The 25,954-nt window shown below is 58.0% G+C and carries 29 protein-coding genes, 1 tRNA gene and 1 pseudogene; 8 read left to right on the forward strand and 23 right to left on the reverse strand.

All coding sequences use genetic code 11. The features are described 5' to 3' along the window. Positions 1–52: 52 nt before the first annotated feature. The 4 genes from rpsB to GAL_RS09000 form a co-directional block, all read right to left on the reverse strand. On the reverse strand, positions 53–826 hold the full coding sequence (gene rpsB, locus GAL_RS08985) for a 30S ribosomal protein S2 (RefSeq protein ID WP_024097272.1): 774 nt from the start codon (positions 824–826) through the stop codon (positions 53–55). Between the two features lie 185 nt (positions 827–1,011). After that, complete coding sequence (locus tag GAL_RS08990) at positions 1,012–1,875, reverse strand: lysophospholipid acyltransferase family protein (protein WP_024097273.1); 864 nt, start codon at positions 1,873–1,875, stop codon at positions 1,012–1,014. Then, positions 1,872–2,633: a GNAT family N-acetyltransferase gene (locus GAL_RS08995; protein WP_024097274.1), complete on the reverse strand. Its 762-nt coding sequence runs from the start codon at positions 2,631–2,633 to the stop codon at positions 1,872–1,874. The genes GAL_RS08990 and GAL_RS08995 overlap by 4 nt, the downstream gene beginning before the upstream one ends. Positions 2,634–2,738: 105 nt before the next feature. Further along, positions 2,739–2,924 carry a DUF3553 domain-containing protein gene (locus GAL_RS09000; RefSeq protein ID WP_024097275.1) on the reverse strand — a complete coding sequence of 62 codons (186 nt, stop codon included), beginning with the start codon at positions 2,922–2,924 and terminating at the stop codon, positions 2,739–2,741. A 28-nt stretch (positions 2,925–2,952) separates the two neighbouring features. Here GAL_RS09000 and GAL_RS09005 point away from each other — a divergent pair, with 28 nt between their 5' ends. After that, positions 2,953–3,549, forward strand: a complete 597-nt coding sequence (locus tag GAL_RS09005) for a histidine phosphotransferase family protein (protein ID WP_024097276.1) — start codon at positions 2,953–2,955, stop codon at positions 3,547–3,549. 90 nt (positions 3,550–3,639) lie between these two features. On the opposite strand, the gene GAL_RS09010 is transcribed toward GAL_RS09005, so the two are convergent. From GAL_RS09010 to GAL_RS09040, 7 genes and pseudogenes are all read right to left on the reverse strand, one after another. Next, entirely contained in the window at positions 3,640–4,905 is a 1,266-nt protein-coding gene (locus tag GAL_RS09010) for a glutamate-5-semialdehyde dehydrogenase (protein WP_024097277.1), read from the reverse strand. A 74-nt stretch (positions 4,906–4,979) separates the two neighbouring features. Then, positions 4,980–6,086 (reverse strand): glutamate 5-kinase, encoded by a 1,107-nt coding sequence (proB, locus tag GAL_RS09015; RefSeq protein WP_024097278.1) that lies wholly within the window; start codon positions 6,084–6,086, stop codon positions 4,980–4,982. Continuing rightward, the gene (gene obgE, locus GAL_RS09020; protein WP_024097279.1) at positions 6,074–7,108 is read right to left on the reverse strand and encodes a GTPase ObgE; all 1,035 of its coding nucleotides are present in this window, start codon (positions 7,106–7,108) and stop codon (positions 6,074–6,076) included. The genes proB and obgE overlap by 13 nt, the downstream gene beginning before the upstream one ends. 110 nt (positions 7,109–7,218) lie before the next feature. Further along, positions 7,219–7,758 (reverse strand): GNAT family N-acetyltransferase, encoded by a 540-nt coding sequence (locus GAL_RS09025; protein WP_024097280.1) that lies wholly within the window; start codon positions 7,756–7,758, stop codon positions 7,219–7,221. Positions 7,759–7,952: 194 nt separating this feature from the next. Then, on the reverse strand, positions 7,953–8,222 hold the full coding sequence (gene rpmA, locus GAL_RS09030; protein WP_014874659.1) for a 50S ribosomal protein L27: 270 nt from the start codon (positions 8,220–8,222) through the stop codon (positions 7,953–7,955). A gap of 11 nt (positions 8,223–8,233) precedes the next feature. Then, positions 8,234–8,825: pseudogene (locus GAL_RS09035) on the reverse strand (50S ribosomal protein L21). A 252-nt stretch (positions 8,826–9,077) separates the two neighbouring features. After that, entirely contained in the window at positions 9,078–9,929 is an 852-nt protein-coding gene (locus GAL_RS09040; RefSeq protein WP_024097283.1) for a DUF2059 domain-containing protein, read from the reverse strand. Between the two features lie 120 nt (positions 9,930–10,049). Between GAL_RS09040 and GAL_RS09045 the strand changes: the two genes are divergently transcribed. Together GAL_RS09045 and GAL_RS09050 are read left to right on the forward strand one after the other, a co-directional pair. Then, a tRNA-Ser gene (locus GAL_RS09045) sits at positions 10,050–10,139 on the forward strand. Positions 10,140–10,308: 169 nt separating this feature from the next. Beyond that, positions 10,309–11,967, forward strand: a complete 1,659-nt coding sequence (locus GAL_RS09050) for an O-linked N-acetylglucosamine transferase, SPINDLY family protein (RefSeq protein ID WP_024097284.1) — start codon at positions 10,309–10,311, stop codon at positions 11,965–11,967. Between the two features lie 158 nt (positions 11,968–12,125). Here the strand turns inward: GAL_RS09050 and GAL_RS09055 are convergent, their stop codons facing one another. From GAL_RS09055 to iscR, 10 genes are all read right to left on the reverse strand, one after another. Continuing rightward, positions 12,126–13,346 (reverse strand): cysteine desulfurase, encoded by a 1,221-nt coding sequence (locus tag GAL_RS09055; RefSeq protein ID WP_024097285.1) that lies wholly within the window; start codon positions 13,344–13,346, stop codon positions 12,126–12,128. Then, the gene (locus GAL_RS09060) at positions 13,339–13,920 is read right to left on the reverse strand and encodes a YIP1 family protein (RefSeq protein WP_024097286.1); all 582 of its coding nucleotides are present in this window, start codon (positions 13,918–13,920) and stop codon (positions 13,339–13,341) included. Before GAL_RS09060 ends, GAL_RS09055 begins: the two co-directional genes overlap by 8 nt. Then, positions 13,917–14,402: a hypothetical protein gene (locus GAL_RS09065; RefSeq protein WP_024097287.1), complete on the reverse strand. Its 486-nt coding sequence runs from the start codon at positions 14,400–14,402 to the stop codon at positions 13,917–13,919. The genes GAL_RS09060 and GAL_RS09065 overlap by 4 nt, the downstream gene beginning before the upstream one ends. Continuing rightward, positions 14,402–15,682: a SufB/SufD family protein gene (locus tag GAL_RS09070; protein WP_024097288.1), complete on the reverse strand. Its 1,281-nt coding sequence runs from the start codon at positions 15,680–15,682 to the stop codon at positions 14,402–14,404. The genes GAL_RS09065 and GAL_RS09070 overlap by 1 nt, the downstream gene beginning before the upstream one ends. Further along, positions 15,683–16,438 carry a Fe-S cluster assembly ATPase SufC gene (sufC, locus tag GAL_RS09075; protein ID WP_024097289.1) on the reverse strand — a complete coding sequence of 252 codons (756 nt, stop codon included), beginning with the start codon at positions 16,436–16,438 and terminating at the stop codon, positions 15,683–15,685. It abuts the gene before it with no gap. 66 nt (positions 16,439–16,504) lie between these two features. Beyond that, on the reverse strand, positions 16,505–16,819 hold the full coding sequence (locus GAL_RS09080; protein WP_014879981.1) for a heavy metal-binding domain-containing protein: 315 nt from the start codon (positions 16,817–16,819) through the stop codon (positions 16,505–16,507). Beyond that, positions 16,816–17,190, reverse strand: a complete 375-nt coding sequence (locus GAL_RS09085; protein ID WP_040104029.1) for a hypothetical protein — start codon at positions 17,188–17,190, stop codon at positions 16,816–16,818. Before GAL_RS09085 ends, GAL_RS09080 begins: the two co-directional genes overlap by 4 nt. Positions 17,191–17,198: 8 nt before the next feature. After that, positions 17,199–18,722, reverse strand: a complete 1,524-nt coding sequence (sufB, locus tag GAL_RS09090) for a Fe-S cluster assembly protein SufB (protein ID WP_024097291.1) — start codon at positions 18,720–18,722, stop codon at positions 17,199–17,201. 15 nt (positions 18,723–18,737) lie between these two features. After that, positions 18,738–19,781: a cysteine desulfurase family protein gene (locus tag GAL_RS09095; RefSeq protein ID WP_024097292.1), complete on the reverse strand. Its 1,044-nt coding sequence runs from the start codon at positions 19,779–19,781 to the stop codon at positions 18,738–18,740. A gap of 117 nt (positions 19,782–19,898) precedes the next feature. Beyond that, complete coding sequence (gene iscR / locus GAL_RS09100) at positions 19,899–20,357, reverse strand: Fe-S cluster assembly transcriptional regulator IscR (protein WP_024097293.1); 459 nt, start codon at positions 20,355–20,357, stop codon at positions 19,899–19,901. 188 nt (positions 20,358–20,545) lie between these two features. Here iscR and GAL_RS09105 point away from each other — a divergent pair, with 188 nt between their 5' ends. From GAL_RS09105 to typA, 5 genes are all read left to right on the forward strand, one after another. Continuing rightward, positions 20,546–21,199 (forward strand): alpha/beta hydrolase, encoded by a 654-nt coding sequence (locus GAL_RS09105; RefSeq protein ID WP_024097294.1) that lies wholly within the window; start codon positions 20,546–20,548, stop codon positions 21,197–21,199. Further along, a complete protein-coding gene (locus GAL_RS09110) occupies positions 21,199–21,447 on the forward strand; it encodes a hypothetical protein (RefSeq protein WP_024097295.1) in 249 nt (82 codons plus the stop codon). The genes GAL_RS09105 and GAL_RS09110 overlap by 1 nt, the downstream gene beginning before the upstream one ends. After that, a complete protein-coding gene (locus tag GAL_RS09115) occupies positions 21,440–22,612 on the forward strand; it encodes an HD domain-containing protein (RefSeq protein ID WP_024097296.1) in 1,173 nt (390 codons plus the stop codon). The genes GAL_RS09110 and GAL_RS09115 overlap by 8 nt, the downstream gene beginning before the upstream one ends. A 45-nt stretch (positions 22,613–22,657) precedes the next feature. After that, positions 22,658–22,993, forward strand: a complete 336-nt coding sequence (locus GAL_RS09120) for a DMT family transporter (protein WP_024097297.1) — start codon at positions 22,658–22,660, stop codon at positions 22,991–22,993. Between the two features lie 148 nt (positions 22,994–23,141). Further along, the gene (gene typA / locus GAL_RS09125; protein WP_024097298.1) at positions 23,142–24,962 is read left to right on the forward strand and encodes a translational GTPase TypA; all 1,821 of its coding nucleotides are present in this window, start codon (positions 23,142–23,144) and stop codon (positions 24,960–24,962) included. 54 nt (positions 24,963–25,016) lie between these two features. Here the strand turns inward: typA and GAL_RS09130 are convergent, their stop codons facing one another. Beyond that, the gene (locus GAL_RS09130; protein ID WP_040104030.1) at positions 25,017–25,277 is read right to left on the reverse strand and encodes a hypothetical protein; all 261 of its coding nucleotides are present in this window, start codon (positions 25,275–25,277) and stop codon (positions 25,017–25,019) included. 359 nt (positions 25,278–25,636) lie between these two features. Continuing rightward, the gene (locus GAL_RS09135; protein ID WP_024097300.1) at positions 25,637–25,924 is read right to left on the reverse strand and encodes a DUF1330 domain-containing protein; all 288 of its coding nucleotides are present in this window, start codon (positions 25,922–25,924) and stop codon (positions 25,637–25,639) included. Positions 25,925–25,954: the final 30 nt, after the last annotated feature.

Here is a 25,954-nt window from a genome sequence, read left to right on the forward strand (position 1 = left end):
ATTTGGGGCAGGTGATACCCTGCCCCTCATGTCAGTTCCGTGACGGGACGGATCAGGCTTCGGCAGCAGCTTCTTCAGCAACGGCTTCTTCAACCGGTGCGTCTTCCAGTGCGCCGAGGTCAACGCCTGCCGCACCCAGCTGAGCGGACATGCCGTCCAGAGCTGCGCGCGCAACCAGATCACAGTAGAGCGCAATTGCGCGGGCTGCGTCGTCGTTGCCGGGGATGATGTAATCCACACCATCGGGCGAGCAGTTGGTGTCGACGATGGCCACAACCGGAATACCCAGTTTGTTGGCTTCAGCGATGGCCAGTGCTTCTTTTTTCACGTCGATAACGAACAGCAGGTCAGGAACGCCACCCATTTCACGGATACCGCCGAGCGACGCTTCCAGTTTCAGCTGGTCACGCTCCATGCCCAGACGCTCTTTCTTGGTCAGGCCTTCGGCGCCGGACGCCATTTTCTCGTCGATTTCCTTCAGACGGTTGATCGACTGGGAAACGGTTTTCCAGTTGGTCAGCGTGCCGCCGAGCCAGCGGTGGTTCATGAAGTACTGAGCGGATTTCTCAGCTGCATCTGCGATCGGCTGAGCCGCCTGACGCTTGGTGCCGACGAACAGAACGCGGCCGCCTTTTGCGACAGTGTCACGAACAGCATTCAGAGCTGCGTCGAGCATGGGAACGGTCTGGGTCAGGTCCAGAATGTGGATGCCATTGCGCGAGCCGTAGATGAACGGCGACATGCGCGGGTTCCAGCGCTGGGTTTGGTGACCAAAGTGTACGCCTGCCTCAAGCAGCTGACGCATGGAGAACTCGGGAAGAGCCATGTATCTTTTCCTTTTCCGGTTTCGTGCCTCGGCGGGGGTCTCAGAGCGGATGCTCCAACCGGCGGTCTGCCGGGGATGTCTCCCCCGGTCAGGCCAATCCCCACCTGCGGATTGAATGGCGCGCGTATATGCCAGCCCTGTGGAATGCGCAAGAGCAAAAGTCCGCACGAGGATCCATGCACCGCCTAGGTCGCAGCGGTATCCTGTCCGTTTGCGGGCACGCCACCCGACCGCAGCATAGTATGTCCCGCCCTGACCTGCGCCTCGCAGGCGGCAGCCAATGCCTTGCGATCGGGATAGTCGGACACCCGAAGCGGTTCATGATAGCGCAGTACAACCTCGCCCTGACGCCGCGCCGCAAGGGTTTTTAGCAGATGCGGCCCAAATTCCATATCTCCCCACCAACCGTAGAAACGTGGCTCTTCACCTTTGGGCGGAAGAAACACGACGGACACCGGCTGGATCGAAATATGATCGCGCAGTTCTGGATGGAAAAACGCCGCGAAAAGCGTGGTTTTGAACGGCAAGACCCGCAAACCGTCCGTCGATGTACCCTCCGGGAAGAACAACAGCTTATGCCCCAGAAGCAGTCGTTTTTGAAACAAAGCCGTCTGTTTTTGCGCCTGCCTTGCATCTCGTTTGATAAAGACGGTGCCGGTTGCGCGCGCCAGCCAGCCGATACCAGGCCAGCCAGCGACCTCCGCCTTGGAGACAAAATAGATCCGCTTACGCGCATTCAGGGCGAAGATGTCCAGCCATGATGTGTGGTTTGCCACCACTGCACCTCGATCCGTCATCAAGGCGCCCTTGGTGCGAAATCTCATGCCGAGGACGCGGAATGCATTGCGGCAAACCCATTGCGTGATGAAGGGCGTGACCGGCCGGTTCAAGCCGCAGAGAGGACGTTCGACCAGACGAGCCAACAGCAGGATCAGCAACCCGCCAAAAACCAACATCCCCAGCGCCAATCCACGTGCGGCCACCCGCACCCACCCCATGGTAGTGATCTCAATCGGAGCGGCGGCCTCTCCACCCTTCCAGGTGCTCATGTGGTGCTCCGCCCCGCGCCATAAATCCGTTTTTGCCGCGCATTCATCCGCGCGGTGTCAAGCACGAGGCAGACATCCGTTGTGTTGAACGCATGATCAACAAACGCACCATCTCCGACGCAGCCCCCAAGGCGCAGATAGGCTTTGATCAGGGCTGGGGTGTCCAGCATCGCCTGACGGCGGTCCAAATCATCTACTGCGATCAGCTCCATCGACTGATACTCCCGCGCGACGGGGCGCAACGCCTCAGGCGCCAGATGATTGTGATGGAGCATCGACAGCGCATTGGCCAGCGGCGCGGTATCGGTCCCGTGAAAGCTGGCAACACCAAACAGGATCTCAATCTCATGTGCCGCCACATAGTCTGCCAGAGCGGACCACAGATGGAACATGGCGGTGCCACCGCGGTAATCCGGATGCAGGCAGGATCGCCCCAGTTCCAACAGCTTACGACCCGATGCTGTCAGTTTGGAGAGATCATATTCGCCCTCGGAATAAAATTGCCCCGCCCGCAGGGCCTGATCGCTCTGCAGCAGACGATAGGCACCCACCACCTCATCGCGCTCCAGATCCCAGAGCAACAGGTGGTCACAAAACGCATCAAAATGATCCCGCTCCAAACCGGCATCATGGTCCACCAAAGCACCACCACCGCCCAGTTCGCTGACAAAGACGTCGTACCGAAGCGCCTGCGCCGCGCGTAAATCCGCCGATGTCTGTGCCAGTTTGACCTGAAACGCAGGAGAACTGCCGCCCATGACCTTGCTCAACAATGGTTTGCCTTGCGTGCAGCTAGCCTATAAGGCACGGCATGTGCAAGTTTCGTTCAAATTGGTGAACAGGCGTTAACCGTTCATCAACGCTTATGACGGATCAAAGACTGGAATAAGGGCCGCCTGAGCGCCGTTGAACACCACCTTACCCTGATCGGGGAAATTCACGGTGATCTTGCCGGCAGCATTGGACTGAACCTGCCCGGTGCCCCACTCGGGGTGGTCGGGATGGGTCACGAACATGCCGGGGGCAAGTATAGCGTTAAGGTCGTTCATGTGTGAGGGCCCACTTCGGAGGAAAGATATGTCAGTAGATAACGCTAATCTCGCGGCTTTGATAGGGTCGCGCATTTGCCACGACCTGATCAGCCCGATCGGCGCGATCAACAACGGGCTGGAACTGCTTGGAATGTCTGGAGATATGTCCGGTCCCGAGCTGGAGTTGATCTCCGACAGTGTGGCCAATGCCAATGCCCGCATCCGGTTCTTCCGGATTGCCTTTGGCGCAGCCAGCGATCAGCAGATTAGCCGGGCCGAAGTAGTCTCCGTGCTTGAAGATATCGGCAAAGGGGGCCGGTTGAAATATCAATGGGCTCCACAGGAGGCCTCCAGCCGGACGGAGGTGCGGCTGGCCTTCCTCGCGGCGCTGTGCCTGGAAACCGGCCTGCCCTATGGCGGTACGGTCAAGATCCTCTGTGCCGACGGGAAATGGACCGTCATCGGTGAGGGCAGCAAGCTGAATATTGATGATGAACTCTGGGCGCGCGTCAGCGGCGGCACCTCCTCGGCAACCGTGACACCCGCATTGGTTCAATTCGCCATGCTGCCAGAGGCTGCAAAAGACCTAGGCCGCACAGTCCGTGTGGAACAGACCTTGGAACGAGTCACGGTCCATTTCTAAGCTGTCCATATGTAAGCTGGATCGAATGTCGGATATAATGAAAGCGCTGCAATCACTTGCAGCGCTTTTTTAATGTATGCTCGCCCGCAGTTAGCTGCGTACGGCACCATGGCCACGCACCAGATATTTGAAGCTGGTCAGCTGCGCTGCCCCGACAGGCCCACGTGCGTGCATCTTGCCCGTCGCAATGCCGATCTCCGCTCCCATACCAAATTCGCCGCCATCAGCAAACTGTGTTGAGGCGTTGTGCATCAGGATCGCGCTGTCCAGCTCAGCGAAGAACTGCGCCACAGCACTATCGTTTTCGGTGATGATGCAATCGGTGTGTTGCGAATGATGCGCCCGAATATGAGCAATCGCACCATTGATATCATCAACCTGCTTGGCCGCGATAATCGCATCCAGATATTCGCAGCCCCAATCAGCGCTGGTGGCAGCTGTCATCCCATCTGGCCCCGGCAGACCAGCCTCAGCCCGGATTTCCACCCCTGCTGTCGCCAACGCAGTCAGCACATCCCGGCCGATTGTCTCGGCGATATCGCGGTGGATTAGCAGACATTCTGCCGCGCCACAGATGCCAGTCCTGCGGGTTTTTGCGTTCAGTACGATCTCCAGAGCCTTTTGCGGATCTGCATGTTTGTCGAGGTAGATGTGCACGATTCCCTCCAAATGTGCAAAGACTGGCACCCGGGCCTCCTGCTGCACCAAACCGACCAAGCCCTTACCGCCACGCGGAACAATCACATCAACCGTATCGGTCATGGTGAGCAGTTCCTGCACCGCAGCACGGTCACGCGTCGGCACCAGTTGAACGGCGTCCTCAGGCAGGTTGGCGGCACGCAGACCCGCGGCCAAACAGCCATGAATGGCCTGACTGGAATGAAAACTCTCCGATCCACCTCGCAGGATCACCGCGTTGCCGGACTTGAGGCACAGCGCGCCGGCATCTGCGGTCACATTCGGGCGGCTTTCGTAGATCACGCCGATCACCCCAAGTGGAGTGCGCACACGCTGAATGTCCAACCCGGAGGGTTGCGACCATTCGGCCAAGACCTCTCCAACGGGATCGGGTTGTGCGGCAACCGCGCGCAGCCCAGCGACGATCCCCGAAATCCGGTCTTCATCAAGCGCCAGCCGGTCCATCATCGCAGGCGACAGCCCTTTATTGCGACCAAAATCGAGATCTTTGGCGTTGGCAGCCATGATCTCCACCCGAGCATCCCAAACCGCATCTGCAGCAGCATTCAACGCTGCCGTTTTGCGTTCGGCAGTGGCTGTCGCGAGAATCGTAGCAGCTTGCTTTGCACGTTTGCCAATGTCAGCCATCAGCGTGGCAATATCTTGCGTCTCATTCATCACTGGAAACCCTTTATGGACCCTCTTTGACACATCTGGTGGTCAGGCGGGGTCAGCCCTAACATGGATCACGGTCACAGCGCCATATCATCACGGTGAATGACGGCAGCGCGGCCCGCATAGCCAAGGATTGCCTCAATCTCGACCGATTGGCACCCCTTGATGGCAGAGGCCTCCTCAGCTGTATAGCGGCTGAGCCCCTGCCCCAGTTTGCGCCCGTCTGGGCCGAGGATGGCCAACGGATCACCGCGGCCAAAGTCTCCTTCGATATGTCGAATGCCCGCGGGCAAGAGGCTCTTACCGGAGCCGAGCGCGCGAGCCGCGCCTTCGTCCACAGAAATAACACCGCGCGTCTTCATTGCCGCGATCCAGCGCTTGCGCGCAACCTGCGGATCATCCTGCGCGGTGAACCACGTCGAGGCTGCGCCATTTTCAAGCAACTTCAGTGGATTATCAGGCGAACCTTCGGTAATCGCCATAGCGCAACCCGCCGCCGTCGCCATTTTGGCCGCCAGCAATTTGGTGATCATACCGCCCTTGGAGAGGCCAGAGACACCGTCGCCGGCCATGGCCTCAATCTCAGGTGTGATCTGGTCGATGATATCATAGCGTCGGGCCGCCGCATCCAAAGCCGGGTTGGCAGTGTAGAACCCATCGACATCCGACAGCAGGATGAGGGCATCCGCGCCAACCGTGACCGCCACCTGCGCCGCCAGCCGGTCGTTGTCGCCATAGCGGATCTCATCGGTGGCGATGGTGTCATTTTCGTTGACGATAGGTACCACGCCAAGGCCAATGAGCGTCTCCAACGTCGCGCGGGAATTCAGATACCGACGCCGATCCGCACTGTCTTCCAATGTGACCAACACCTGCGCCGTGGTGATCTGATGCGGGGTCAGCGCCTCCTCATAAGCACCTGCGAGCCGGATTTGGCCGACGGCCGCCGCGGCCTGCGACTGCTCCAACGGCAGCTCCTGTGCCGCCAGCCCCAGCACCCGACGCCCCAACGCGATAGAGCCGGATGAGACAAGGATCACATCCTTGCCCATGGATTTCAGCCAGGCGACATCCGCCGCCAAGGCCCGCAACCAATCCGCCCGCAATGCACCGCTTGTCCGGTCCACCAACAAGGCGGACCCGATTTTGACAACGATACGCTGGGCGTCGGTCAGGGTTGCCACGTGTCCTGCTCCTCTTGGGGTTTCTGGCGCAGGCGATCTTCGTCGATCTGGGTCCGCATGGACCGCAGCACCTCGTTCAGACCTTCACGGCTGACACCTGACATCATGAACACAGGTCCACCCACCGCAGCCTCCAGCGCGGCCTTGGCCTCGGCGCGTTCTTCATCATCAAGGGAGTCGATTTTGTTCAGCGCCGTGATACGGGGCTTCTCCGCCAACTCACCACCATAGGCTTCCAACTCATTGATGATGGTCTGGTAATCTTCAGCGATGGTGTCCGAGGTGCCATCGACCAGATGCAAAAGCACCGCACAGCGCTCGACATGCCCCAGGAACCGGTCGCCAATGCCACGCCCTTCATGAGCGCCAGCAATCAGACCGGGAATATCAGCAACCACAAATTCAACCCCATCAATGCCCACAACGCCGAGGTTGGGATGCAACGTGGTAAAGGGGTAATCAGCAATCTTTGGTCGCGCATTAGAGGTTGCGGACAGGAATGTGGATTTGCCTGCATTCGGCAGGCCCAGCAAGCCAACATCAGCAATCAGCTTCAGACGCAGCCAGATGGTGCGTTCGATCCCGTCCTGACCGGAATTGGCCCGACGCGGTGCCTGATTGGTCGCGCTTTTGAAATGCAGGTTGCCAAAACCGCCATTGCCGCCTTTGGCCAATAGGAAACGCTCGCCCACCTCAGTGAGGTCGGCCAGTACGGTCTCCTGATCTTCATCCATGATCTCGGTACCGACAGGAACCCGCAGCACGATATCATCGCCGTCCTTGCCCGTGCGCTGACGGCCCATGCCAGACTGGCCATTCTTGGCAAAGAAGTGCTGCTGATAGCGGAAGTCAATCAGCGTGTTCAGCCCTTCGGTCACCTCAACCCAGACGGAGCCACCGCGACCACCGTCGCCACCGTCGGGACCGCCGTATTCCATAAACTTTTCACGGCGAAAGCTGACGCAGCCGTTCCCGCCCGCGCCGGAGCGAATGTAGACTTTGGCCAGATCGAGGAATTTCATGTCAGCTCCTTGCTGATAACCTGCCGCCAGGGGCGCAGGAATGAGATGGGGCGTACCGACGGTGCCGGGGCTTGCTGCCCCGACTTAACGCAAACCGCGCAGCGCGCCAATCAGAGTTTTCGGCTGTAGGTCCAGGTTGGCACGGTTGCATCACGTGCCACGGAGAAGGTCTCGGCATCGCCAAGATACTCGAACCCGCAATGGGTCAGCACACGTGCGGAGGCCGGATTGTCCTGAAACGCGCTAGCAAAGAGCGCGTTGCACCCTTGCGGATTGGTCTCGACCAAAGCGCGCAACGCGTCTGAGGCCAGCCCATTATTCCAAAATACCGGGGCAATCCAATAGCCGACTTCGCTCTGGTCGCGATCAAGCCGCTTGAGGCTGATAATGCCCTTCAGCTCCTCGCCACCGTCTGCGGTGCCGTCAATGGCCCAGACATCTTCCTCACGGTCTTCGTCCTGGGCGCGAGCGACAAAGGCCTCAATGGCACCGGGCGGCAGCGGGTGAGGAATAGCGGTGGTCATGCGCGCAACACGTTCGTCGCTGACGTAATGTGCGATCAACCCTTCGTCAGATTTGCGCAACGGGCGCAGAACAAAACGCCCTGTATCGATCACGGGCTGTTCTGCTCTTTTATGATCCAAACTCATGCCCTTGCTCCTCTCGAAGAATACCAACACTCATCTTGCTGCCGGATGAAACCGCGGGGCCTTAACAATCTGTTGCGCCCTGCCCTAACGCAAAGCCGTTGAGAACTGGTTAGGTTTTGCCATAGGGACAAAAATAAAAAAGGGACCGGCGATGTCGCCGATCCCCTGATTGTGTCTCACCTTTCAGGTTCGGCTTATTCAGCGGCCTCCGCCACTGGCAGAACCGAAATAAAGGTGCGGCCCTTGAGGCCTTTGTGGAAGGTCACAGCACCGTCCGTGGTTGCAAAGATCGTGTGATCTTTGCCCAGGCCAACGCCTTCGCCCGGCCAAAACTTGGTGCCGCGCTGACGTACGATGATGTTGCCAGAGATGGCCGCTTGGCCACCATAGAGTTTCACGCCAAGGCGGCGACCGGCTGAGTCGCGGCCGTTACGTGAGGAACCACCAGCTTTCTTATGTGCCATTGTCTATCTCCTTAGCCTTTAGCCAATTCTTTGGCCTGTTCAACCCATTCGGGCTTCACTTTGACCGCGTCGATAGCAGCAATGTCAGCATCCGACAAGGCCGCGATCTGGGCAAAGCTGGTCAGGCCGGCTTCTTCCAGCTTCTTGGCAGCGGCGGGACCAACACCTGTCAGCTCGGTGAGGTTGTCACCGGTGGCAGCAGGCGCAGCCTTTTTTTGCAGCCGGAGCGGCTTTAGCAGCAGGCGCATCGCCCTGACCGCTGGCAGCTTTCACGCCGGACTTGTCAGCGCCGGAGGCCAGGATCTCGGTGATCTTGACCAGAGTCAGCTTCTGACGGTGACCCTTGGTGCGCTTGGAAGAGTGCTTACGACGGCGCTTCACAAAGTGAATGACCTTCTCGCCTTTGATCTGATCGACGACTTCGGCCTGAACCGCAGCACCGTCAACAAAGGGCGCACCCACAACCGGTGCATCACCACCGAGCATCAGGACGTCGTTGAACTGGATTGTTTCGCCAGCATCAGCAGCCAATTTTTCCACGCGCAGCATATCGCCGGCCTGAACTTTGTACTGCTTGCCGCCGGTTTTGAGGACCGCAAACATATGCGTCTTTCCTTTTCTACCCGCGTCCTACGGTCCCTTTCGCATCAGATGCGTCCAGCGTTTCGACCCGAAGGCCACCTCGAACAGCGCGCCCCGTGGGGGCGTATGACAAATAAACCCCGGCACAGAGAATCCGGGCCGGGATGCGGGCTTATGCGGCGAAACGAGGAAGCTGTCAACCCTAGGCGATTATCGCCAACGCAGCGGGAACAGACTTGCGGGCCGATACAGATCGCCGCGGAATAATCGGCCTCAGAGATCCTGCGCCGGTTCCAGATCTTTCAGCCGGTAGGCCAGCACTTCGAAACGGTTGGCCGTGATTTCGAATGTCACCGCATTGAGCAACTCATAGACCCGCTGCATCAACGGATGCTCCAGCGCCACAATATACTCTTCCAGCTCATCATTACTAAAGGCCTGATAGGTATAGGCGTTTGCGGCCATATTTGCCGCCTGCATTGCCATCTGGACTGAGGCTCGCTGATCCTTCATTAAAGCGCGTAACCCATCTGCATCCAGCTGCAGATCAATGACGTCGGCAGCACTGGCCGCCATCAGGAACCGAAACTGGATTTCCTGCACCGCCTTCACACCTGTACCATCGGCGTCGATTGCCTGCCCCATGCGCTGGAACAGCTGCGGGCGCTCACTGCCTTCAGCCACCAAATCAGATATGATGCGCAGCCCTGCCTGCTGCTTGGTTTCATCATCCTCGACCATATGAGAGGCATTCTCCGCCTGCACCAAACGCGCGCCCAGCGGGCTGGCGTAGAACTTAGCAGCGTGGGCCAGCGCATCCTCCTCCAGTGTTTCCTCCAAGATACCAAGGGCAATCTCGCGCATTTCCTGCCGGTCGAAAACATCCTGCGACAACCGCACCCAGGCAGCGCCAAAGTCTCCGGCATCCACCCCCAGCATATCCGGCGCCATCTCTGCCGAGAGGGCTATACTGTCGAGGGCTACATCAAACCCGGTGGTTTCAAGAAAGGCGATCACCCTGTCCCGCTCCGCGCCTTGCGCAGCACTGATTGCGAATAATGATGCAAGAACAAGGCTCAAGAGCGTTTGCATCACGCGGGTTCGGAACGACATAAGCTGTATCATAATCCAAAACCTAAGCGTTTTCCTACGGGAGACAATGAAAAATCCATTTTCCTGCGCAATGCGCCAAATCCCCCCTTGCGCGCCTGCGAATTCCACATTAAACGGCCTCTCACCCCCCGCGGAGAGGTGCCGGAGTGGTCGAACGGGGCGGTCTCGAAAACCGTTGAGCCTTCACGGGTTCCCAGGGTTCGAATCCCTGTCTCTCCGCCATTACTTCCTGAAATTCTGATCACTCCTGACGTCGCCACGCGAATGATTGCGCTGGGTTTTGCCGTTATCTCGGTGACACCGGAGGCAATACCCGCCAAACTAGGCCGATCATCACCTGTCATTAAACAATTTCTGCAAAAACGAGACCGCGCTGATCAGGAGTTGCGGTTTGACTATTGCGTTCCCAAACGGATTTAATTGCCCGCTCTATACGCGCGCGGTTCTTCTTATGCGAAACCGTGACTTCGCAGATGCTGAGCGGGTGATGCGCAGCTCTCTCGCGTATGAGGGTGAGACCGCGCTCAGCTATCATTATCTGGCTGAAATCGTCGCCTCTCTTCCCGGCCGCATTGGCGAGGCAATCGCCCTTCAGGAAACGGCCCTATCCCTGGCCCCGTCAAATTCGGTATTTATTGCCGCTCTGGGGTCGCGACTCAAAGATGGCGGATTTGACAGGCAAGCGCTCATGGCCCTTGAAACCGCTTTATCGATTGATGAGAACAATCCGATCGCACTCCCTCTTATCATGAGACTTCGGCGCAAATTTCTGACATGGGAGAGTACGGCACAAGAACAGCGCTGCCTGGAGAGGATGAAGCAAGCCGGACACATCCCAGACCCGCTGGCGTTGCTGACCTATCTTGACGATCCGCAGATCCAGCTCGACAATGCGCGACTGCGGGCTCCCAAGCCCAAACGAGCCAAACCTTCCCCCCATAATCCTTGCGCCAAAATTAGAATTGGATATTTCTCCAGCGATTTCTATGAACATCCAACGATGCATCTGTTCAGAGGTGCGCTGAAGGCGCATGATAGAGAGACATTCGAATTCTTCGTCTACGATCTGCTGCCAAAAGAACAGTCAGAAGAAAGCGCTTTCGTGCGCGAATTCGCAGACCACTACAGGGATGTCTCAGACCTGACAGCTGAAGCGATTGCTGACTTATCTGTCCGCGACAAGGTCGATATTGCCGTCGACCTCAAAGGCGATACATTCGCCTCAAAGCAAGAGATCTTCGCCCATGGTGCAGCCCCTGCTCAGGTCTCTTTTCTTGGCTTTCCCGGGACAACCGGCATGGACATGATGGACTATATGATCGCCGATCATGTCACCATCCCGGAAGGCTCCGAGCGGTATTACAGCGAAACGATCCTCAGACTGCCCAACTGCTATCAGCCGAACAGCAATTGCCGCCATGTCGCTGAGGACCGCAACACAAGATCTGACTACAACCTGCCACAGGACAAGTTCATTTTTGCCAATCTGAACAACACCTACAAGGTCGGTCCGCGAGAGTTCGCGACATGGATGAAAATACTCAAGAGCACCCCGGACACGGTGCTCCTTTTCTACATGGGCAATGACGATATCTCTGATGTCATCGCTCAAAAGGCCGAAGCCCATGGCGTGGATCCGGGTCGGATCATACCCTGCCGGGCGCTACCACAGGCTGACCACCTGGACCGGATAGCACAGGTCGACCTGTGCTTAGATTGTTTCAGCTATAATGCCCATACGACAGCGTCAGACGCCCTATGGGCCGGGGTTCCGATATTGACACTTGCTGGAAAACAATTCGCTGCCCGTGTCGCCAGCAGCATCCTTAGCGCGGCGCATCTGCCAGAGCTCTCTGTGGAGTCGGAAAACCTCTTCATCGACAAGGCTGTCAGTCTGGCGAAAAACCCCGATGAGATGATGCGGATCAAACACCATCTGAGAGTGCAGCGATCTACGCTGCCGCTATTTGATACCAAATCCTGGACGAAAGATTTCGAGAACGCGCTGCAAAAGATCTATCACGAAACTCAGTCTGTAACTGAAAGCTGAGATCACTGCTCAAACGACAATACTCGAAAACGCACCGATCACAGCCCCCGTGGCACATATGAAGTGGCTTCTGTCAGCACAGCGAAACACTGGCGCCGTGCTGACAGATGATACGTAGGATCAACAACGGCCGAAATTAAGACGTCTACTAGCGCGTGTTAGCCAAACAGCTCGTGGGCCAGCTCCAGCGCATCAATCAGAACATCCACTTCTTCCTTGGTGTTGTACAATCCAAAAGAGGCCCGACAGGTGGCGGCTACGCCGAGATGGTCCATCAAAGGCCCCGCACAGTGCTGACCAGCGCGTACAGCCACGCCCTTTTTATCAAGGATGGTGGAAATATCATGCGCATGGGCGGCGCCCTCAAGGGTGAAGCTGAAAATCGCAGCCTTGTCAGCGGCTTGCCCCTGGACATTCACCCAGTTTAAACCGCTTAACCGCTCGTTGGCATAGGTCGTGATGGCCGTCTCATGGGCGGCGATATTCTCCATGCCGATGTCCATCATGTATTCAAGCGCCACGCCCAGACCGATCATCTGCACGATCCCCGGCGTGCCCGCCTCAAACTTCATCGGCGCATCATTGTAGAGCACCTGATCACGGGCGACTTCCTTGATCATGTCGCCGCCGCCCATGAAGGGGCGCATCTCTGCCATACGCTCGGGCCGAATATAGATCGCACCTGATGAGGACGGCCCGTAGAGTTTGTGACCTGTAATCGCATAGAAATCACAACCGATATCCTGCACATCCACTGGCATATGGACCGCACCTTGCGAGCCGTCGACCAATACCGCAACGCCCTGGTCACGCGCTTCACGGCAGATGGTTTTCACATCCACAATGGTTCCCAACACATTGGAACATTGGGTAATTGCGATCAGCTTGGTCTTGGGGCCGATGGCGTCCAGTACTGCCTGCGGATCAAGACTGCCATCAGCGGCGGTCTCAACCCACTTCAGCACCACGCCCTGACGTTCGCGCAGGAAATGCCAGGGCACAATGTTGGCGTGGTGCTCCATCACGCTCAGAATGATCTCATCCCCGGCTTCCAGCTGCGGCATCGCCCAACCATAGGCCACGGTGTTGATGCCCTCCGTGGTGCCGGAATTCATCACAATCGTATTCTCATCGCCAGCATTCAGGAAACGGGAGATCGTACCGCGCACACTCTCATACTTCTCGGTCGCAAGGTTGGATAGATAATGCAACCCCCTGTGAACATTAGAGTATTCCTCTGAGTATGCGCGGGTAATGGCGTCAATCACCACCTGAGGTTTCTGCGCCGACGCGCCATTGTCCAGGTAGGTTAGCGGCTTACCGTTCACCTGACGGGACAGGATCGGAAAATCAGCGCGAATTTTTTGGACGTCATACATGGTCGGGAAGTCCCAATAGTGCCGGGGCATGCGCCCCCAAAAGCAGAGAGAGAAGGATGACGATCAAAATCGCCGACATCAGAACCGAGCCGATGGCCCGCCAGACAGATGTAAACTGATGCGCTTCTTTGATGAACAGCAGAAAGATCGCCAACATGACGAAATTTGTCACCAGCGCAATCAGCGATGCGGCCAGAGGCAGCACCAAATGGAGCAGTATCACCGCTACCAGAAGCACAATCTGCACCGCATTCAGCCAGACGTTGACCGCAAGTATATCAGTAAAACGTGCCTGCCCACCGATCCATCGACCGGTCCAGGTCAGCAGCGCGGTAATGCACAGATGAAGGGCAAAAACCGCACCAGCATAGGGCAGCGGAGACATACTGGGCAGGAGACTGTTGTCGTTAGGCAGCATCGCATCCGCGACTTCAAGCACCAGAGTGTTCAGCACCGCTGTCAGCAACAAAGCCAGAATGAGCGCCTGACGGGGCCAATCCACCGACAGAAGCACCCGTGCCGCCGCGGTTGGCGCACTGAAGGTCAGGCTTGCAAGTGTCTGGTACCGTATCATTTTCCACCCCAGTAAGACTGCGCCATACCGCTAACCCAGAACCAGAGAAACAGAAGAAACCAGATCCCGCCGACCAGTGTCAGTTCAAGGCCCGACCCTATGAACCCAGCAACGAGCCCGTTTAGAAGCATCAGCGGGCTGGCCGCGAGAAAGGCCCAGAACAACGCCAGACGGGCCTGTGCGCTGCCGCCTGAGCCGCCGACCATCCTGGCCAGCCCATGGGCCAGAAACGCCAGCGCATATAACAGCAGCGGCGCCATAAACAGCAGTGCAAGCAGCGATCCGCCCAGCAGCATGTTCAACTCCTGCCCGGTCAGATGTGCCTCCCGCGCCCGCACTGGCATTTGCGCAATGAACGCAATGGCGCAGCCAGCCATCAGAATGGCAAGCAGCCGGTCTTCATGCAGCCCCATGGCAAGACGCCGCGCAAAAACTCTGCGCGGCCCCTTGTAGGTGGCAACAATGTCCTGACTGACGGACATCAGCGGCGCCGGGCCAACCAGCCTTCCAGCCGGTCCACAACGTTCGCCGCAATATCAGCATCCTCGATCTCGTCCACCGCCTCGGCGAGAAACGCAAGCGTCATGAGATCGGTCGCTTCGGCATGCGGTACACCACGGGAGCGCAGATAGAACAGCCCCTCTTCGTCAATCGCACCTGAGGTTGAACCATGCGAACAGGCCACGTCATCGGCATAGATTTCCAGCTCAGGCTTGGCGAGGAACTGGCTGTCATCATCCAATAGCAGAGACTGTGAAATCTGATATCCATCAGTCTTTTGCGCGCCTTCCTTCACCAGGATCTTGCCTTGGAACACACCGGTCGCCCCGTTGCGCAGAACCTTCTTGAAGACCTGACGGCTCTCACAGTTCACAGCGTCATGAGTGATGAACACAGTGTCGTCGTGATGGAAATCGCCATCACCGACACACGCACCAGCGATATGGGCCACGGCATCATCACCGGTCAGCTCGATCACCGCCTCATTCCGGGTCAGCACGCCATTCACGGTCAGGGTGAAGGATTTGAAAACGGATTCAGTGCCAAGACGCGCAAACAGATGTGTTGCCGCGCGACGCTCGTGGTCGCGGCCTTGTGCACGCACCAAGTGCAGAGAACCGCCGTCGGCGACGTCAATTTCCATGCATTTGTTGAACCGTGAGGCAGCAGGCCCGTTTTCCAGAATGGTCGCGGTGGCCCCGCTTTCGACACGGATCACGTGATGCAGGATCGCATCCGAGTCCTCTGACGCGTGGCGATAGATCAGGCTGACAGGTTTCGAAGGCGTCCCAGTGACGCGGATCGCGACACCATCCCGCGCAAATGCAGTATTAAGTGCGGCCAGTGGCCGCGCAACAGGTGTCTGGCCACGCGCTTCAAGAACACCGTACAAGTCTTTGGCCCAATGGATATCTTTAGCGCAGATATCGGCAATGCGATCAATGCTGATCCCTTCCATCGCCAGTTCATCCGAGGCATCGGCGTCGAAAACACCATCCACGAATACGATCTTGATACGATCAAATTCGCTGAACATCGGAGCCTCACCCGCATCAAATACAGCTGCTGCCGGCGCCTCGGCAGAGGTCAGCGTATCCGGGCGGGTATATTTCCAGTATTCATCGCGACGACCAGGCAGGCCCAGAGTCTGAACGCGGGACAGCGCAGCTTTACGCGCCTCCGCCAGACAACCGCCCTCCGGCATGGTCAGCGTGGCCAGACGCGCCTCTGTTTCACTTTGTTTCCTGTCAGCAAGCGCCATTTACACACCCTCTGCCAGAATATCGGCATAGCCGTTGTTCTCAACTTCCAGCGCCAGCTCAGGACCACCAGTTTTGACGATGCGACCATCTGCCATGATGTGAACCACGTCGGGTTTGATGTGGTCCAGCAGGCGCTGATAGTGGGTGATCACGAGGAAACCGCGGCCTTCGTCGCGCAGGGCATTCACGCCTTCGGAAACCAGTTTCATTGCATCCACATCCAGACCGGAATCGGTCTCATCCAGGATGCACATTTTCGGCTCGAGCATTGCCATCTGGAGGATTTCGTTACGCTTTTTCTCACCACCGGAGAAGCCCACATTGACCGGGCGCTTCAGCATGTCGGCGTCGATCTTCAGCGTCTTCGCCTTGGCGCGGACCTCTTTCAGGAAGTCAGAGGCGCTCAGCTCTTCTTCGCCACGGGCTTTGCGCTGTGCGTTCACTGCAGTGCGCAGGAAGGTCATGTTGCCCACACCGGGGATCTCAACCGGATATTGGAACGCCAGGAAGACGCCTGCGGCGGCGCGCTCTTCCGGTTCCATCTCCAGCAGATCTTCGCTCGCCAGCGAGGCCTCACCATCGGTCACCTCATAGCCATCGCGACCGGACAGCACGTAGGACAGTGTCGATTTACCAGAACCGTTCGGCCCCATGATGGCGTGCACTTTGCCAGCTTCAACGGTGAGGTTGACGCCTTTGAGGATCTGCTTGTCCTCTTCTTCAAGTTTGACGTGCAGGTTTTTGATTTCGAGCATTTTTTCCTCGTTTATATCTCTTCGGGGACAGGCCCCGGTTGTTCCTGTGCCCCGAGGGGCGAATTCTTAGCCGAGCACCACTGCGGTGCCGCTGGCCGACACCATCAGCATGGATTGACCGACCACTTCGTAATCCAGATCAACGCCCACAACGGCGTTTGCGCCCTTGGCGCGGGCGCGATCTTCCAGCTCTGCCAGCGCGGTTTCGCGCGCGTCCTGCAGCTTGCTTTCATAAGCGCCGGAGCGGCCGCCAACGATGTCGGTGATGGAGGCGAAGACATCGCGCACCACATTGGCGCCCATGATGGCCTCGCCCACCACGATGCCTTTGTAGTCGGATATCTGGTAGCCTTCGACGTTTGGTGTGGTTGTGATGATCATGAACGTGCCTCTTGTTGTTTGGGGTACCCTTTACTTTCAAGGTCTTCCGCTCTTTTGCCTGCGTAAGAATAAAGAAAAGCGGCATCTAGCTCTTTGGCGCTTTTCACTTTTTTCTTCAGCCTCAGGCCGTGCAAAAGAGCACAACTAATACTCGTTCCGAACGCGAGAACGAGACCAGTCGCGGAAATGGTCATTCCGAGAGCGCTGGCGACAGGAAAAACCACATAGGGTCCAAACCAGAAAAGCGTGATGAACAAAACCGCACCCCCGAAGGTTGCAACAAGAGCAACTTCAGCACCCACACGGCGCCTCGCCGTGCGAGCAATTTCCTGGCGCTCCCTTAAGGAATATGTCCGTCCGTCAATCATCATTGGTAGGTTCAGCCCACAGACCCTTCCAGCGAGATCGCAACCAGCTGCTGCGCTTCCATGGCGAACTCCATCGGCAGCGCCTGCAGCACGTCCTTGCAGAAGCCATTCACAACCAGAGCAACCGCTTCTTCCTCGTCCATGCCGCGCTGGCGGCAGTAAAACAGCTGGTCGTCATCGACCTTGGAGGTGGTAGCCTCATGCTCCACGCGGGAGGAGTTGTTCTTGACCTCGATGTAGGGAACCGTGTGGGCGCCGCATTTGTCGCCGATCAGCAGGCTGTCGCACTGGGTGTAATTGCGGCTGTCCTTGGCCTTGGGATGCATCGACACCAGACCGCGGTAGGTGTTCTGCGCCTTGCCGGCGGAGATACCTTTGGACACGATGCGCGATTTGGAGTTCTTGCCCAGGTGCACCATTTTGGTTCCGGTGTCGGCCTGCTGCATGTTGTTCGCAATCGCGATCGAGTAAAACTCGCCCTGGCTTTCCTCGCCGCGCAGGATGCAGGAGGGGTACTTCCAGGTGACGGCAGAGCCGGTTTCCACCTGCGTCCACATCACCTTGGAGCGGTCGCCACGGCAATCCGCGCGTTTGGTCACGAAGTTATAGATGCCGCCCTTGCCGTTTTCATCACCCGGATACCAGTTCTGAACGGTGGAATATTTCACCTCGGCGTCTTCTTCGATGATGATTTCCACGACCGCCGCGTGCAGCTGAGCGATATCACGCGCTGGTGCAGTACAACCTTCCAAGTAGCTGACATAGCTGCCTTTATCAGCGATGATCAGGGTGCGTTCGAACTGGCCGGTGTTCTCCGCATTGATGCGGAAATAGGTCGACAGCTCCATCGGGCAGCGCACGCCCGGTGGCACATAGACAAACGAACCATCCGAGAACACAGCCGAGTTCAGCGTTGCGTAGAAATTATCAGACACCGGCACGACAGAACCGAGGTATTTCTTCACAAGTTCGGGGTGCTCGCGGATCGCCTCAGAGATCGAACAGAATATCACGCCCGCTTTTTTCAGCTCTTCCTGGAAGGTTGTGCCAACAGAGACGGAGTCGAACACCGCATCAACCGCGACCTTGCGGCCCTCCGCTGGCATATTCTCCGCGCCTTCTACACCGGCCAGAATCATCTGTTCTTTCAGAGGGATACCCAGCTTTTCGTAGGTCGCCAGCAGCTTGGGATCGACCTCATCCAGCGACTTTGGCTTGACCTCCATCGATTTGGGACGGGCATAGTAGTACTGGTCCTGGAAATCGATTTCCGGATAGTCGACCATCGCCCAAGTCGGTTCTTCCTTCTGCAGCCAGCGGTCATAGGCTTCCAGACGCCAGTTCAGCATCCATTCCGGTTCTTCGTTTTTCTCCGAAATCAGCCGTACGATATCGGTGGTCAGGCCTTTGGGGGCGTATTCCATCTCGATATCGGTTTCCCAGCCGTACTTATAGGCGCCGCCAACCTCGCGGACAGCATCAACCGTTTCCTGGTCAACGCCTTCTTTTACCTGAACATCATCCAATGCTGTCATGGTCATCTCCTGCACTCACGCCACCCGGGCGCGATGTTTCTTCTGTTTGGCGCACCAGCTTTCGGCAAAGCGCAGCACATCCGTTTCTGTTGTGTCCGGCCCAAGCGAAACGCGCACGGCGCTCTGGGCGGTTAACTCGTCATATCCCATGGCGGTCAGCACCGCGCTGGCGCGCACTTTGCCGCTGGAGCAAGCACTGCCTGCGCTGATCGCAAAACCCGAGAGGTCCATTTGCATGACCTGGGTTTCGCCCTTCCAGCCCGGGGTCGCAAAACAGCTGGTGTTGGGAAGGCGTGATGCCGATGTCCCAACAAAAATAGTATCGGCACTGCCAGCTGCAAGGGCCGCTTCCATTGTGTCGCGCAGCATCGCAACGCGCTCCCACACACCATTGGCCAGCGCCTGTGCTGCGGCTTCGGCAGCGGCGCCGAAGCCGGCGATTCCGACAACATTCTCGGTGCCGGACCGACGGCCCATTTCCTGACCGCCCCCTTTGATCTGCGCCGCCAGATCGGTGCCGCGTTTCAGAACAACCGCGCCGATCCCTTTTGGGCCGCCCAACTTATGCGCCGAAATCAGCGCCATGGTTGCGCCCATCCAGTTGAAGGCCACAGGCAGCTTGCCAAAGGCCTGTGTAGCATCAGTCACCGCCAGCCCCTGCGGCAAGGTCTGGACCACACCGGTTTCGGAATTGGCCAGCTGCAGTGCAGAGGCCGCCGGGTCATTCACAAGGACACCGCCCTCAGACGAAACCTGTAAATCCTCAATAGCCCAAGCCCTTACCGCATCATGTTCAACCGATGCGGCATGAAGATTGCGACCACTCATTGCCAAGGCAGCCCCCTCAGTCGACCCGGAGGTGAAGACGATATCGGCACCATCCGCCCCAAAGGCCGAGGCGATTTGCGCCCGCGCCTTCTCAACCAGCGCCTTGGCCGCCCGACCTTCGGCATGTACCGAAGACGGGTTTCCGCAAATCTCCATCGCAGAGATCATCGCAGCCTTCGCAGCATCGCAAAGCGGCGTGGTAGCGTTGTGATCAAGATAGACGCGCAACATATGCAGAGTTGATCCTTGGCTTGGCCCCTCGCGGCCGCTCAATGCAGGCGCGCGATGGTTGATTTCGTCGATACAGCGCACCAGCGCCCGTGTAGATTTCCAAACTTGCGGGTCGGATCAGTCATCCACCACGGAAAACAAGGTCGGAACCGCCGGACAGGGAACCAGATCATTTTCGATCACATCCGACAGGCGGGTCTGATGCAGGAAAACATACACATGCGCGCTCAGCCCTTCCCAAAGACGGTTGGTCAGCGATTGCGCGCGGCTTCCAGATAGCCCGCCAGAGGCGCCTGCGCCCTTGTGCATGGCGTCAACGGTTTCATCCACCGCACTGAGCACATCCACCACCCGTATGTCCGAGGGCTGCTGCGCCAGCCTGTACCCCCCACCGGGGCCACGCACTGACACCACGAGGCCGCTACGGCGCAGCTTCACGAACAGCTGCTCAAGGTACGGGAGCGAGATATCCTGACGTTTGGAGATGTCGCCCAACACCACCAAACTATCCTCCGGCTGCAAGGCAATATCCGCCAAGGCCACCATCGCATACCGCCCTTTGGTCGAAAGTTTCATATTTTCAAATCCTCAGACCGTGACGGCATAGCGAAAAGATTGACCTCGAACGCTGCAATGCGTATCTCAGCGGGACGGCAGCGAAACTTGGCCTCTGCCACCAATTAGAACCGTTCTAAGGTGCCCTACGGAATTCGTCAAGTATTCCCGGCGGCATCCCCGAAAATAAGAGTAGGATTCACCCAAACATGCCTGAGGTCATTTTTCCCGGACCCGAAGGCCGCCTGGAAGGCCGCTATCACCCGCAAAAAGAAAAAGACGCGCCCATCGCCATCGTACTGCATCCGCATCCGCAGTTCGGTGGGACGATGAACAACAAGGTCGTCTACAATCTGCATTATGCGTTCTACAACATGGGCTTCACGGTTCTGCGGTTCAATTTCCGCGGCGTTGGACGGTCCCAGGGCGAATATGATCAGGGCGTTGGCGAATTGTCCGATGCCGCATCGGCACTGGATTACCTTCAGTCGATGAACAACAATTCCAAGCATTGCTGGGTTGCCGGTTTCTCCTTTGGGGCGTGGATCGGTATGCAGCTGCTGATGCGCCGTCCTGAGATCACCGGTTTCATCTCGGTCGCGCCGCCTGCCAATATGTATGATTTCTCGTTCCTAGCGCCCTGCCCCTCCTCCGGTTTGATCATCAACGGGACCGCCGACCGCGTGGCACCGCCTGCGGATACGGTCAATCTGGTGAACAAACTGCATGAGCAGAAGGGCATCACCATCACCCATACCGAAGTCGAAGGCGCAGATCACTTCTTCCAGGATCCTCATATGGACCCGATGATCGACAATGTGTCCGACTACGTCAAACGGCGGCTCACCGAAAGCTCCCGCTAATGGGCACGATTGAGACGCTGGCCCAGAAACTGGCCGCCGACACGCTGAAGGTACAGGACGCCACCGGCGAAGAGCGCCTCTATATGGAGGTGAGCGAGGTTCTGGGGGCGGCGTCTCAATCCCTTGAGGAAGCCTTCCTCACTGAAATGCGGGTGCGCCTTGCCGAGCGTAAGGCGCGCGCCTTCCTCAACAGCAAAATCAGCGCCGCCAAGGCCAAGATTGCATCCAAGGCCCCTGACCATGACTGACACCCCATCGCGGCTTGAAAGCCAGTTCCGTTTCTTGCTGGAGGCGGACAAGCTGCGCCGCGTGGATCGTCAGAACCTGATCCTGGATGGCTCTCGGTGTGAAAACTCTGCTGAGCACAGCTGGCATCTGGCGCTTTATGCACTGGTCCTGGCCCCGTTTGCACCAGCTGACGTTTCGATTGAACGGGTGGTGCAGATGTTGCTGCTGCATGATCTGGTTGAGATCGATGCAGGCGACCATCCGATTGACGGTGATGTGGACTGGGAGGCAGTTGCCAGCGCCGAAGCGGTTGCCGCGACCCGGCTGTTCTCGCTGCTTCCGGCGGATCAATCTGCCTTTCTGCATGGTCTGTGGCGCGAGTTCGAAGCGAGCACAACGCCGGACGCCCAATGGGCCAAGCGCATTGATCACTGTCAGCCAATCTTTCAGACGCTTTACAATGCGGATGTGCCTGCGGCGCATATTGAGGTGGTCCGAGGCAATCTCTATGGCGGGCGTGCTGCAGCACTGAAAGAGGCCTTTCCCGAGGTTTACACCCATGCAGTCACGAAGCTTGAGGGGGGCGACCCACAGGATGTGCTGACCGCGCCCCTTGCCTTCCTCAATGAGGTCGACGCGTTGAAGACCGTTCTGCGCGCAACCACCCTCGGCGATGGCAGCCGCCATGAAAATTCCGCCGAACACAGCTGGCACATTATGCTTTACGCCTGGGTGCTAGCACAGCACAGTCACGCGCCGGTAGACATGGCCAAAGTGCTGCAAATGCTGATGCTGCATGACATTGTCGAAATTGATGCTGGCGATGTGCCGATCCATTCGACCCTGTCGGAGGCCGATCACGCCGCCATCGCCGCAAGTGAACAGGCCGCAGCAGAACGGATTTTCGGACTTTTGCCAGAAGATCAGGGTCAAGCGTTCCGCAGCATCTGGGAAGAATTCGAAGCCGCCGAAAGCGCCGAAGCGGTCTATGCTAAGGCCATTGATCGCGTGCAGCCGGTCTTGCTGAACCTGATGTCCGGGGGCGGCAGCTGGCGGGAATATAACGTCACTCTGGCTCAGCTGGAGGCCCGCGTTGGCCAGAAGGTTGCGCGCGGCGCACCTGCGGTCTGGGAGTATGTCCGGGCCACTGTTGCCCCTTGGTTTGCCGAAAACACCAGCGCCTGATCCTGGCGCTGCGTGGACAAGCAGATCCCTACTGGAAGTCTGAACATGCCGCTTCACTATCTCTATCTGGTCCTGGCAGTTGTCGCAGAGACCGTTGGCACCACCGCCTTGCAGGCCAGCCAGCAATTTACCCGGCTTGGCCCGTCAGTTCTCGTAGTGGTTGGCTATGGGCTGGCATTTTACCTCATGGCGCTCACCCTGCGGCATATGCCTGTGGGGATTGTCTATGCGATCTGGTCCGGCCTTGGCATTTTCCTCATCGCGATCATTGGTTGGGTCGTGTTCGGACAGCGGCTTGATTTACCTGCAGTCCTTGGATTGTTGCTGATCCTGGCAGGCATTCTGGTGATCCATCTGTTTTCCAACACCACCGGACATTGATTGCAATCAGTATGCCCTTGAGACTGGTGTTCCAAACGCCAGAACTCAGGCTTGATCGACGCCACGCGGGCAAAAAGATGCATTTCCTCTGGCCTTTGGTGGCCTATCACGCTATGCGCGCGTCAACTTCCTTACAAAGGCTGACGTCATGGACCTGCGCAACATTGCGATCATTGCTCACGTGGACCACGGGAAAACCACCCTGGTTGACGAGCTTCTGAAACAATCCGGCGCCTTCCGCGAAAACCAGGCTGTGGCGGAACGCGCCATGGACAGCAACGATCTGGAACGCGAGCGGGGCATCACCATTCTGGCCAAGGCCACTTCGGTTGAATGGAACGGCACCCGGATCAATATCGTCGACACCCCCGGCCACGCCGATTTCGGCGGCGAGGTGGAGCGGATCCTCTCCATGGTGGACGGTGTTGTGCTGCTGGTTGACGCTGCAGAAGGCCCGATGCCGCAGACCAAATTCGTGACCTCCAAAGCGCTGGCACTGGGTCTGCGCCCGATTGTGGTCGTGAACAAGGTCGATAAACCCGATGGTGAGCCTGATCGCGCGCTGGACCAGTGTTTTGACCTCTTCGCCAATCTCGGCGCCGATGATGATCAGCTGGACTTCCCGTCCATGTATGCCTCCGGTCGCTCCGGTTGGGCTGATATGGAGCTGGACGGCCCCCGCAAGGATCTCTCTGCCCTGTTCGACCTCATTGTGGATCACGTCCCTGCGCCGAAGCAGATTGAGCACAAAGACGAGCCCTTCCGCATGCTGGCCACCACGCTGGGCGCCGACCCTTTCATGGGGCGCATCCTGACCGGCCGTGTTGAATCCGGTACGCTGAAGGCAGGCGACAATCTCAAAGCGCTGAGCCGCGAGGGTGACCTGATCGAAAACTTCCGCTGCACCAAGGTTCTGGCGTTCCGTGGTCTTGGTCAGCAGGCCATCGACGTGGCAGAGGCCGGCGATATCGTCTCCATCGCGGGGATGACGAAGGCAACCGTGGCCGACTCGCTGGTGAATACCTCCGTCAATGACGCCCTGCCCGCGCAGCCGATTGACCCGCCCACCATCACCGTCACCTTTGGCATCAATGACAGCCCGCTGGCGGGTCGCGATGGCAAGAAAGTTCAGTCCCGCGTCATTCGGGATCGCCTGATGAAGGAAGCCGAATCCAACGTCGCGATTCAGATCTCCGACACTCCCGGCGGCGAAGCCTTCGAGGTTGCAGGTCGCGGCGAACTCCAGATGGGTGTTTTGATCGAGAATATGCGCCGCGAAGGGTTCGAACTGTCGATTTCCCGCCCGCAGGTTCTGTTCAAAGAAGAAGACGGCGTCCGCATGGAGCCGGTTGAGGAAGCCACCATCGACGTCGATGATGAATATTCCGGCGTTGTCATTGAGAAGCTAACCGGTCACCGCAAGGGTGAGCTGGTCGAGATGAAGCCCGCAGGCGTTGGCAAGACCCGCATCATCGCGCATGTCCCCTCCCGTGGCCTGATCGGCTATCACGGCGAGTTCCTGACAGACACCCGCGGCACCGGCGTTCTGAACCGCGTGTTCCACGGCTGGACCCCGCACAAGGGCTCCATTCCCGGCCGTCGCGCGGGTGTTCTCATCTCTATGGAGAACGGCACCTCCGTGGCCTATGCGCTGTGGAACCTCGAAGAGCGCGGCAAGATGATGATCGGCGCCCAGGAAGACGTCTACACCGGCATGATCATTGGCGAGCACAGCCGTGACAATGATCTGGAAGTGAACCCGCTGAAGGGTAAGAAACTGACCAACGTTCGGGCCTCCGGCACCGATGACGCGGTCCGCCTGACCACGCCGATGAAGCTCTCTCTGGAAGAGGCGATCGCCTATATCGACGATGACGAGCTGGTGGAGGTGACTCCGAACTCCGTGCGTCTGCGCAAGCGCTACCTCGATCCGCACGAGCGCAAACGAATGGCCCGCGCCAACGCATAAAACAATAAAGGCCGCTCAACCGAGCGGCCTTTATCTTACCAAGCAACCGGATTCTCAGACCCGGATATCCATCATCGGCTTTGACGCATCATGCCCGGCCTCAGTCAATTGCCGGTTCAGTTCCGTGCGGAACTCATCACTTGAAGATGTGCTGCTCAGAACATCCTCAAGGATTTTGACCGCCTCCTCATTGACGCCAGCTGTTCCTCCCTTTTTGGGTTGCCGGTTCAGTTCAGACTGAAGATCCGTGTTACGGCCCGCCCCGGCGTCCGGCACGGCCAGAACGACCATGGACGCAGCGGAATTGCTGGGCATTTGAGAGGCAGGCTGCGCAGACGACAGCCTCTCCTCAGCACGTTGTGCCTGCTGTGGTTGCTCGGATTGAGGGCCTGGTTGTGGACCCGTCGATAGGTGAATAATCATGACACCGCTTTCATCTTGGGCGGCACGGGCTTTCCTTGGTCGAGGACGCGTCCGCCAGAATTTCACAGAGGAATACTTCCCCTTTGAGCTGGCCATTCTGGTCATCAAACTTCAACATCGATGCGCGCACATCGCCTGGATGCACGAGCTCGAAGCTACTTTCGTTAACAATACCATAAAACCCCCAAACGGCAGAGCGCCGGATGGGGGCAATTTGTTTAAAACTAGGGGTAGATCTCTGCGCTCAGCGTCTACTCGCTGATTTCGACAACCATCAATTCGCGTTCGGAGGCATCGCGGGCGTGGCTCAGCGCTTCCTGATATTCGGGGCTGTTGTAGCAATCAACGGCCGCATCGACGCTGGGAAACCGCGCGACCACATTGCGCGGACGTTCCTTGCCCTCAAGCTGGACAAACCGACCGCCACGGGCAATGAACTGCCCCCCGTGTTTGGCAACTGCGGGACCGGCAAGCTCGGCATATTTGCCGTAGGCTTCGGCATCGGTGACGGTGACATGTGCAATCCAGAGTGCGGGCATCTGAGCCTCCTTTGGGGATGGTCTTTCCGG

Source organism: Phaeobacter gallaeciensis DSM 26640 (assembly GCF_000511385.1).
GTDB lineage: Bacteria > Pseudomonadota > Alphaproteobacteria > Rhodobacterales > Rhodobacteraceae > Phaeobacter > Phaeobacter gallaeciensis.

Coding starts and splice junctions, on each gene's coding strand:
- GAL_RS09055 (WP_024097285.1), bottom strand. CDS start 13,346: ATGTATGACGTCCAAAAAATTCGCGCTGATTTTCCGATCCTGTCCCGT.
- GAL_RS09135 (WP_024097300.1), bottom strand. CDS start 25,924: ATGCCCGCACTCTGGATTGCACATGTCACCGTCACCGATGCCGAAGCC.
- GAL_RS09025 (WP_024097280.1), bottom strand. CDS start 7,758: ATGAGTTTGGATCATAAAAGAGCAGAACAGCCCGTGATCGATACAGGG.
- sufB (WP_024097291.1), bottom strand. CDS start 18,722: ATGACAGCATTGGATGATGTTCAGGTAAAAGAAGGCGTTGACCAGGAA.
- GAL_RS09085 (WP_040104029.1), bottom strand. CDS start 17,190: ATGATGATTGACGGACGGACATATTCCTTAAGGGAGCGCCAGGAAATT.
- GAL_RS09115 (WP_024097296.1), top strand. CDS start 21,440: ATGACTGACACCCCATCGCGGCTTGAAAGCCAGTTCCGTTTCTTGCTG.
- GAL_RS09065 (WP_024097287.1), bottom strand. CDS start 14,402: ATGTCCGTCAGTCAGGACATTGTTGCCACCTACAAGGGGCCGCGCAGA.
- GAL_RS09070 (WP_024097288.1), bottom strand. CDS start 15,682: ATGGCGCTTGCTGACAGGAAACAAAGTGAAACAGAGGCGCGTCTGGCC.
- iscR (WP_024097293.1), bottom strand. CDS start 20,357: ATGAAACTTTCGACCAAAGGGCGGTATGCGATGGTGGCCTTGGCGGAT.
- GAL_RS09095 (WP_024097292.1), bottom strand. CDS start 19,781: ATGTTGCGCGTCTATCTTGATCACAACGCTACCACGCCGCTTTGCGAT.
- GAL_RS09060 (WP_024097286.1), bottom strand. CDS start 13,920: ATGATACGGTACCAGACACTTGCAAGCCTGACCTTCAGTGCGCCAACC.
- GAL_RS09080 (WP_014879981.1), bottom strand. CDS start 16,819: ATGATCATCACAACCACACCAAACGTCGAAGGCTACCAGATATCCGAC.
- GAL_RS09005 (WP_024097276.1), top strand. CDS start 2,953: ATGTCAGTAGATAACGCTAATCTCGCGGCTTTGATAGGGTCGCGCATT.
- GAL_RS09120 (WP_024097297.1), top strand. CDS start 22,658: ATGCCGCTTCACTATCTCTATCTGGTCCTGGCAGTTGTCGCAGAGACC.
- GAL_RS09130 (WP_040104030.1), bottom strand. CDS start 25,277: ATGCCCAGCAATTCCGCTGCGTCCATGGTCGTTCTGGCCGTGCCGGAC.
- GAL_RS08990 (WP_024097273.1), bottom strand. CDS start 1,875: ATGAGCACCTGGAAGGGTGGAGAGGCCGCCGCTCCGATTGAGATCACT.
- GAL_RS09110 (WP_024097295.1), top strand. CDS start 21,199: ATGGGCACGATTGAGACGCTGGCCCAGAAACTGGCCGCCGACACGCTG.
- GAL_RS08995 (WP_024097274.1), bottom strand. CDS start 2,633: ATGGGCGGCAGTTCTCCTGCGTTTCAGGTCAAACTGGCACAGACATCG.
- rpmA (WP_014874659.1), bottom strand. CDS start 8,222: ATGGCACATAAGAAAGCTGGTGGTTCCTCACGTAACGGCCGCGACTCA.
- GAL_RS09105 (WP_024097294.1), top strand. CDS start 20,546: ATGCCTGAGGTCATTTTTCCCGGACCCGAAGGCCGCCTGGAAGGCCGC.
- obgE (WP_024097279.1), bottom strand. CDS start 7,108: ATGAAATTCCTCGATCTGGCCAAAGTCTACATTCGCTCCGGCGCGGGC.
- GAL_RS09040 (WP_024097283.1), bottom strand. CDS start 9,929: ATGATACAGCTTATGTCGTTCCGAACCCGCGTGATGCAAACGCTCTTG.
- GAL_RS09000 (WP_024097275.1), bottom strand. CDS start 2,924: ATGAACGACCTTAACGCTATACTTGCCCCCGGCATGTTCGTGACCCAT.
- sufC (WP_024097289.1), bottom strand. CDS start 16,438: ATGCTCGAAATCAAAAACCTGCACGTCAAACTTGAAGAAGAGGACAAG.
- GAL_RS09010 (WP_024097277.1), bottom strand. CDS start 4,905: ATGAATGAGACGCAAGATATTGCCACGCTGATGGCTGACATTGGCAAA.
- rpsB (WP_024097272.1), bottom strand. CDS start 826: ATGGCTCTTCCCGAGTTCTCCATGCGTCAGCTGCTTGAGGCAGGCGTA.
- typA (WP_024097298.1), top strand. CDS start 23,142: ATGGACCTGCGCAACATTGCGATCATTGCTCACGTGGACCACGGGAAA.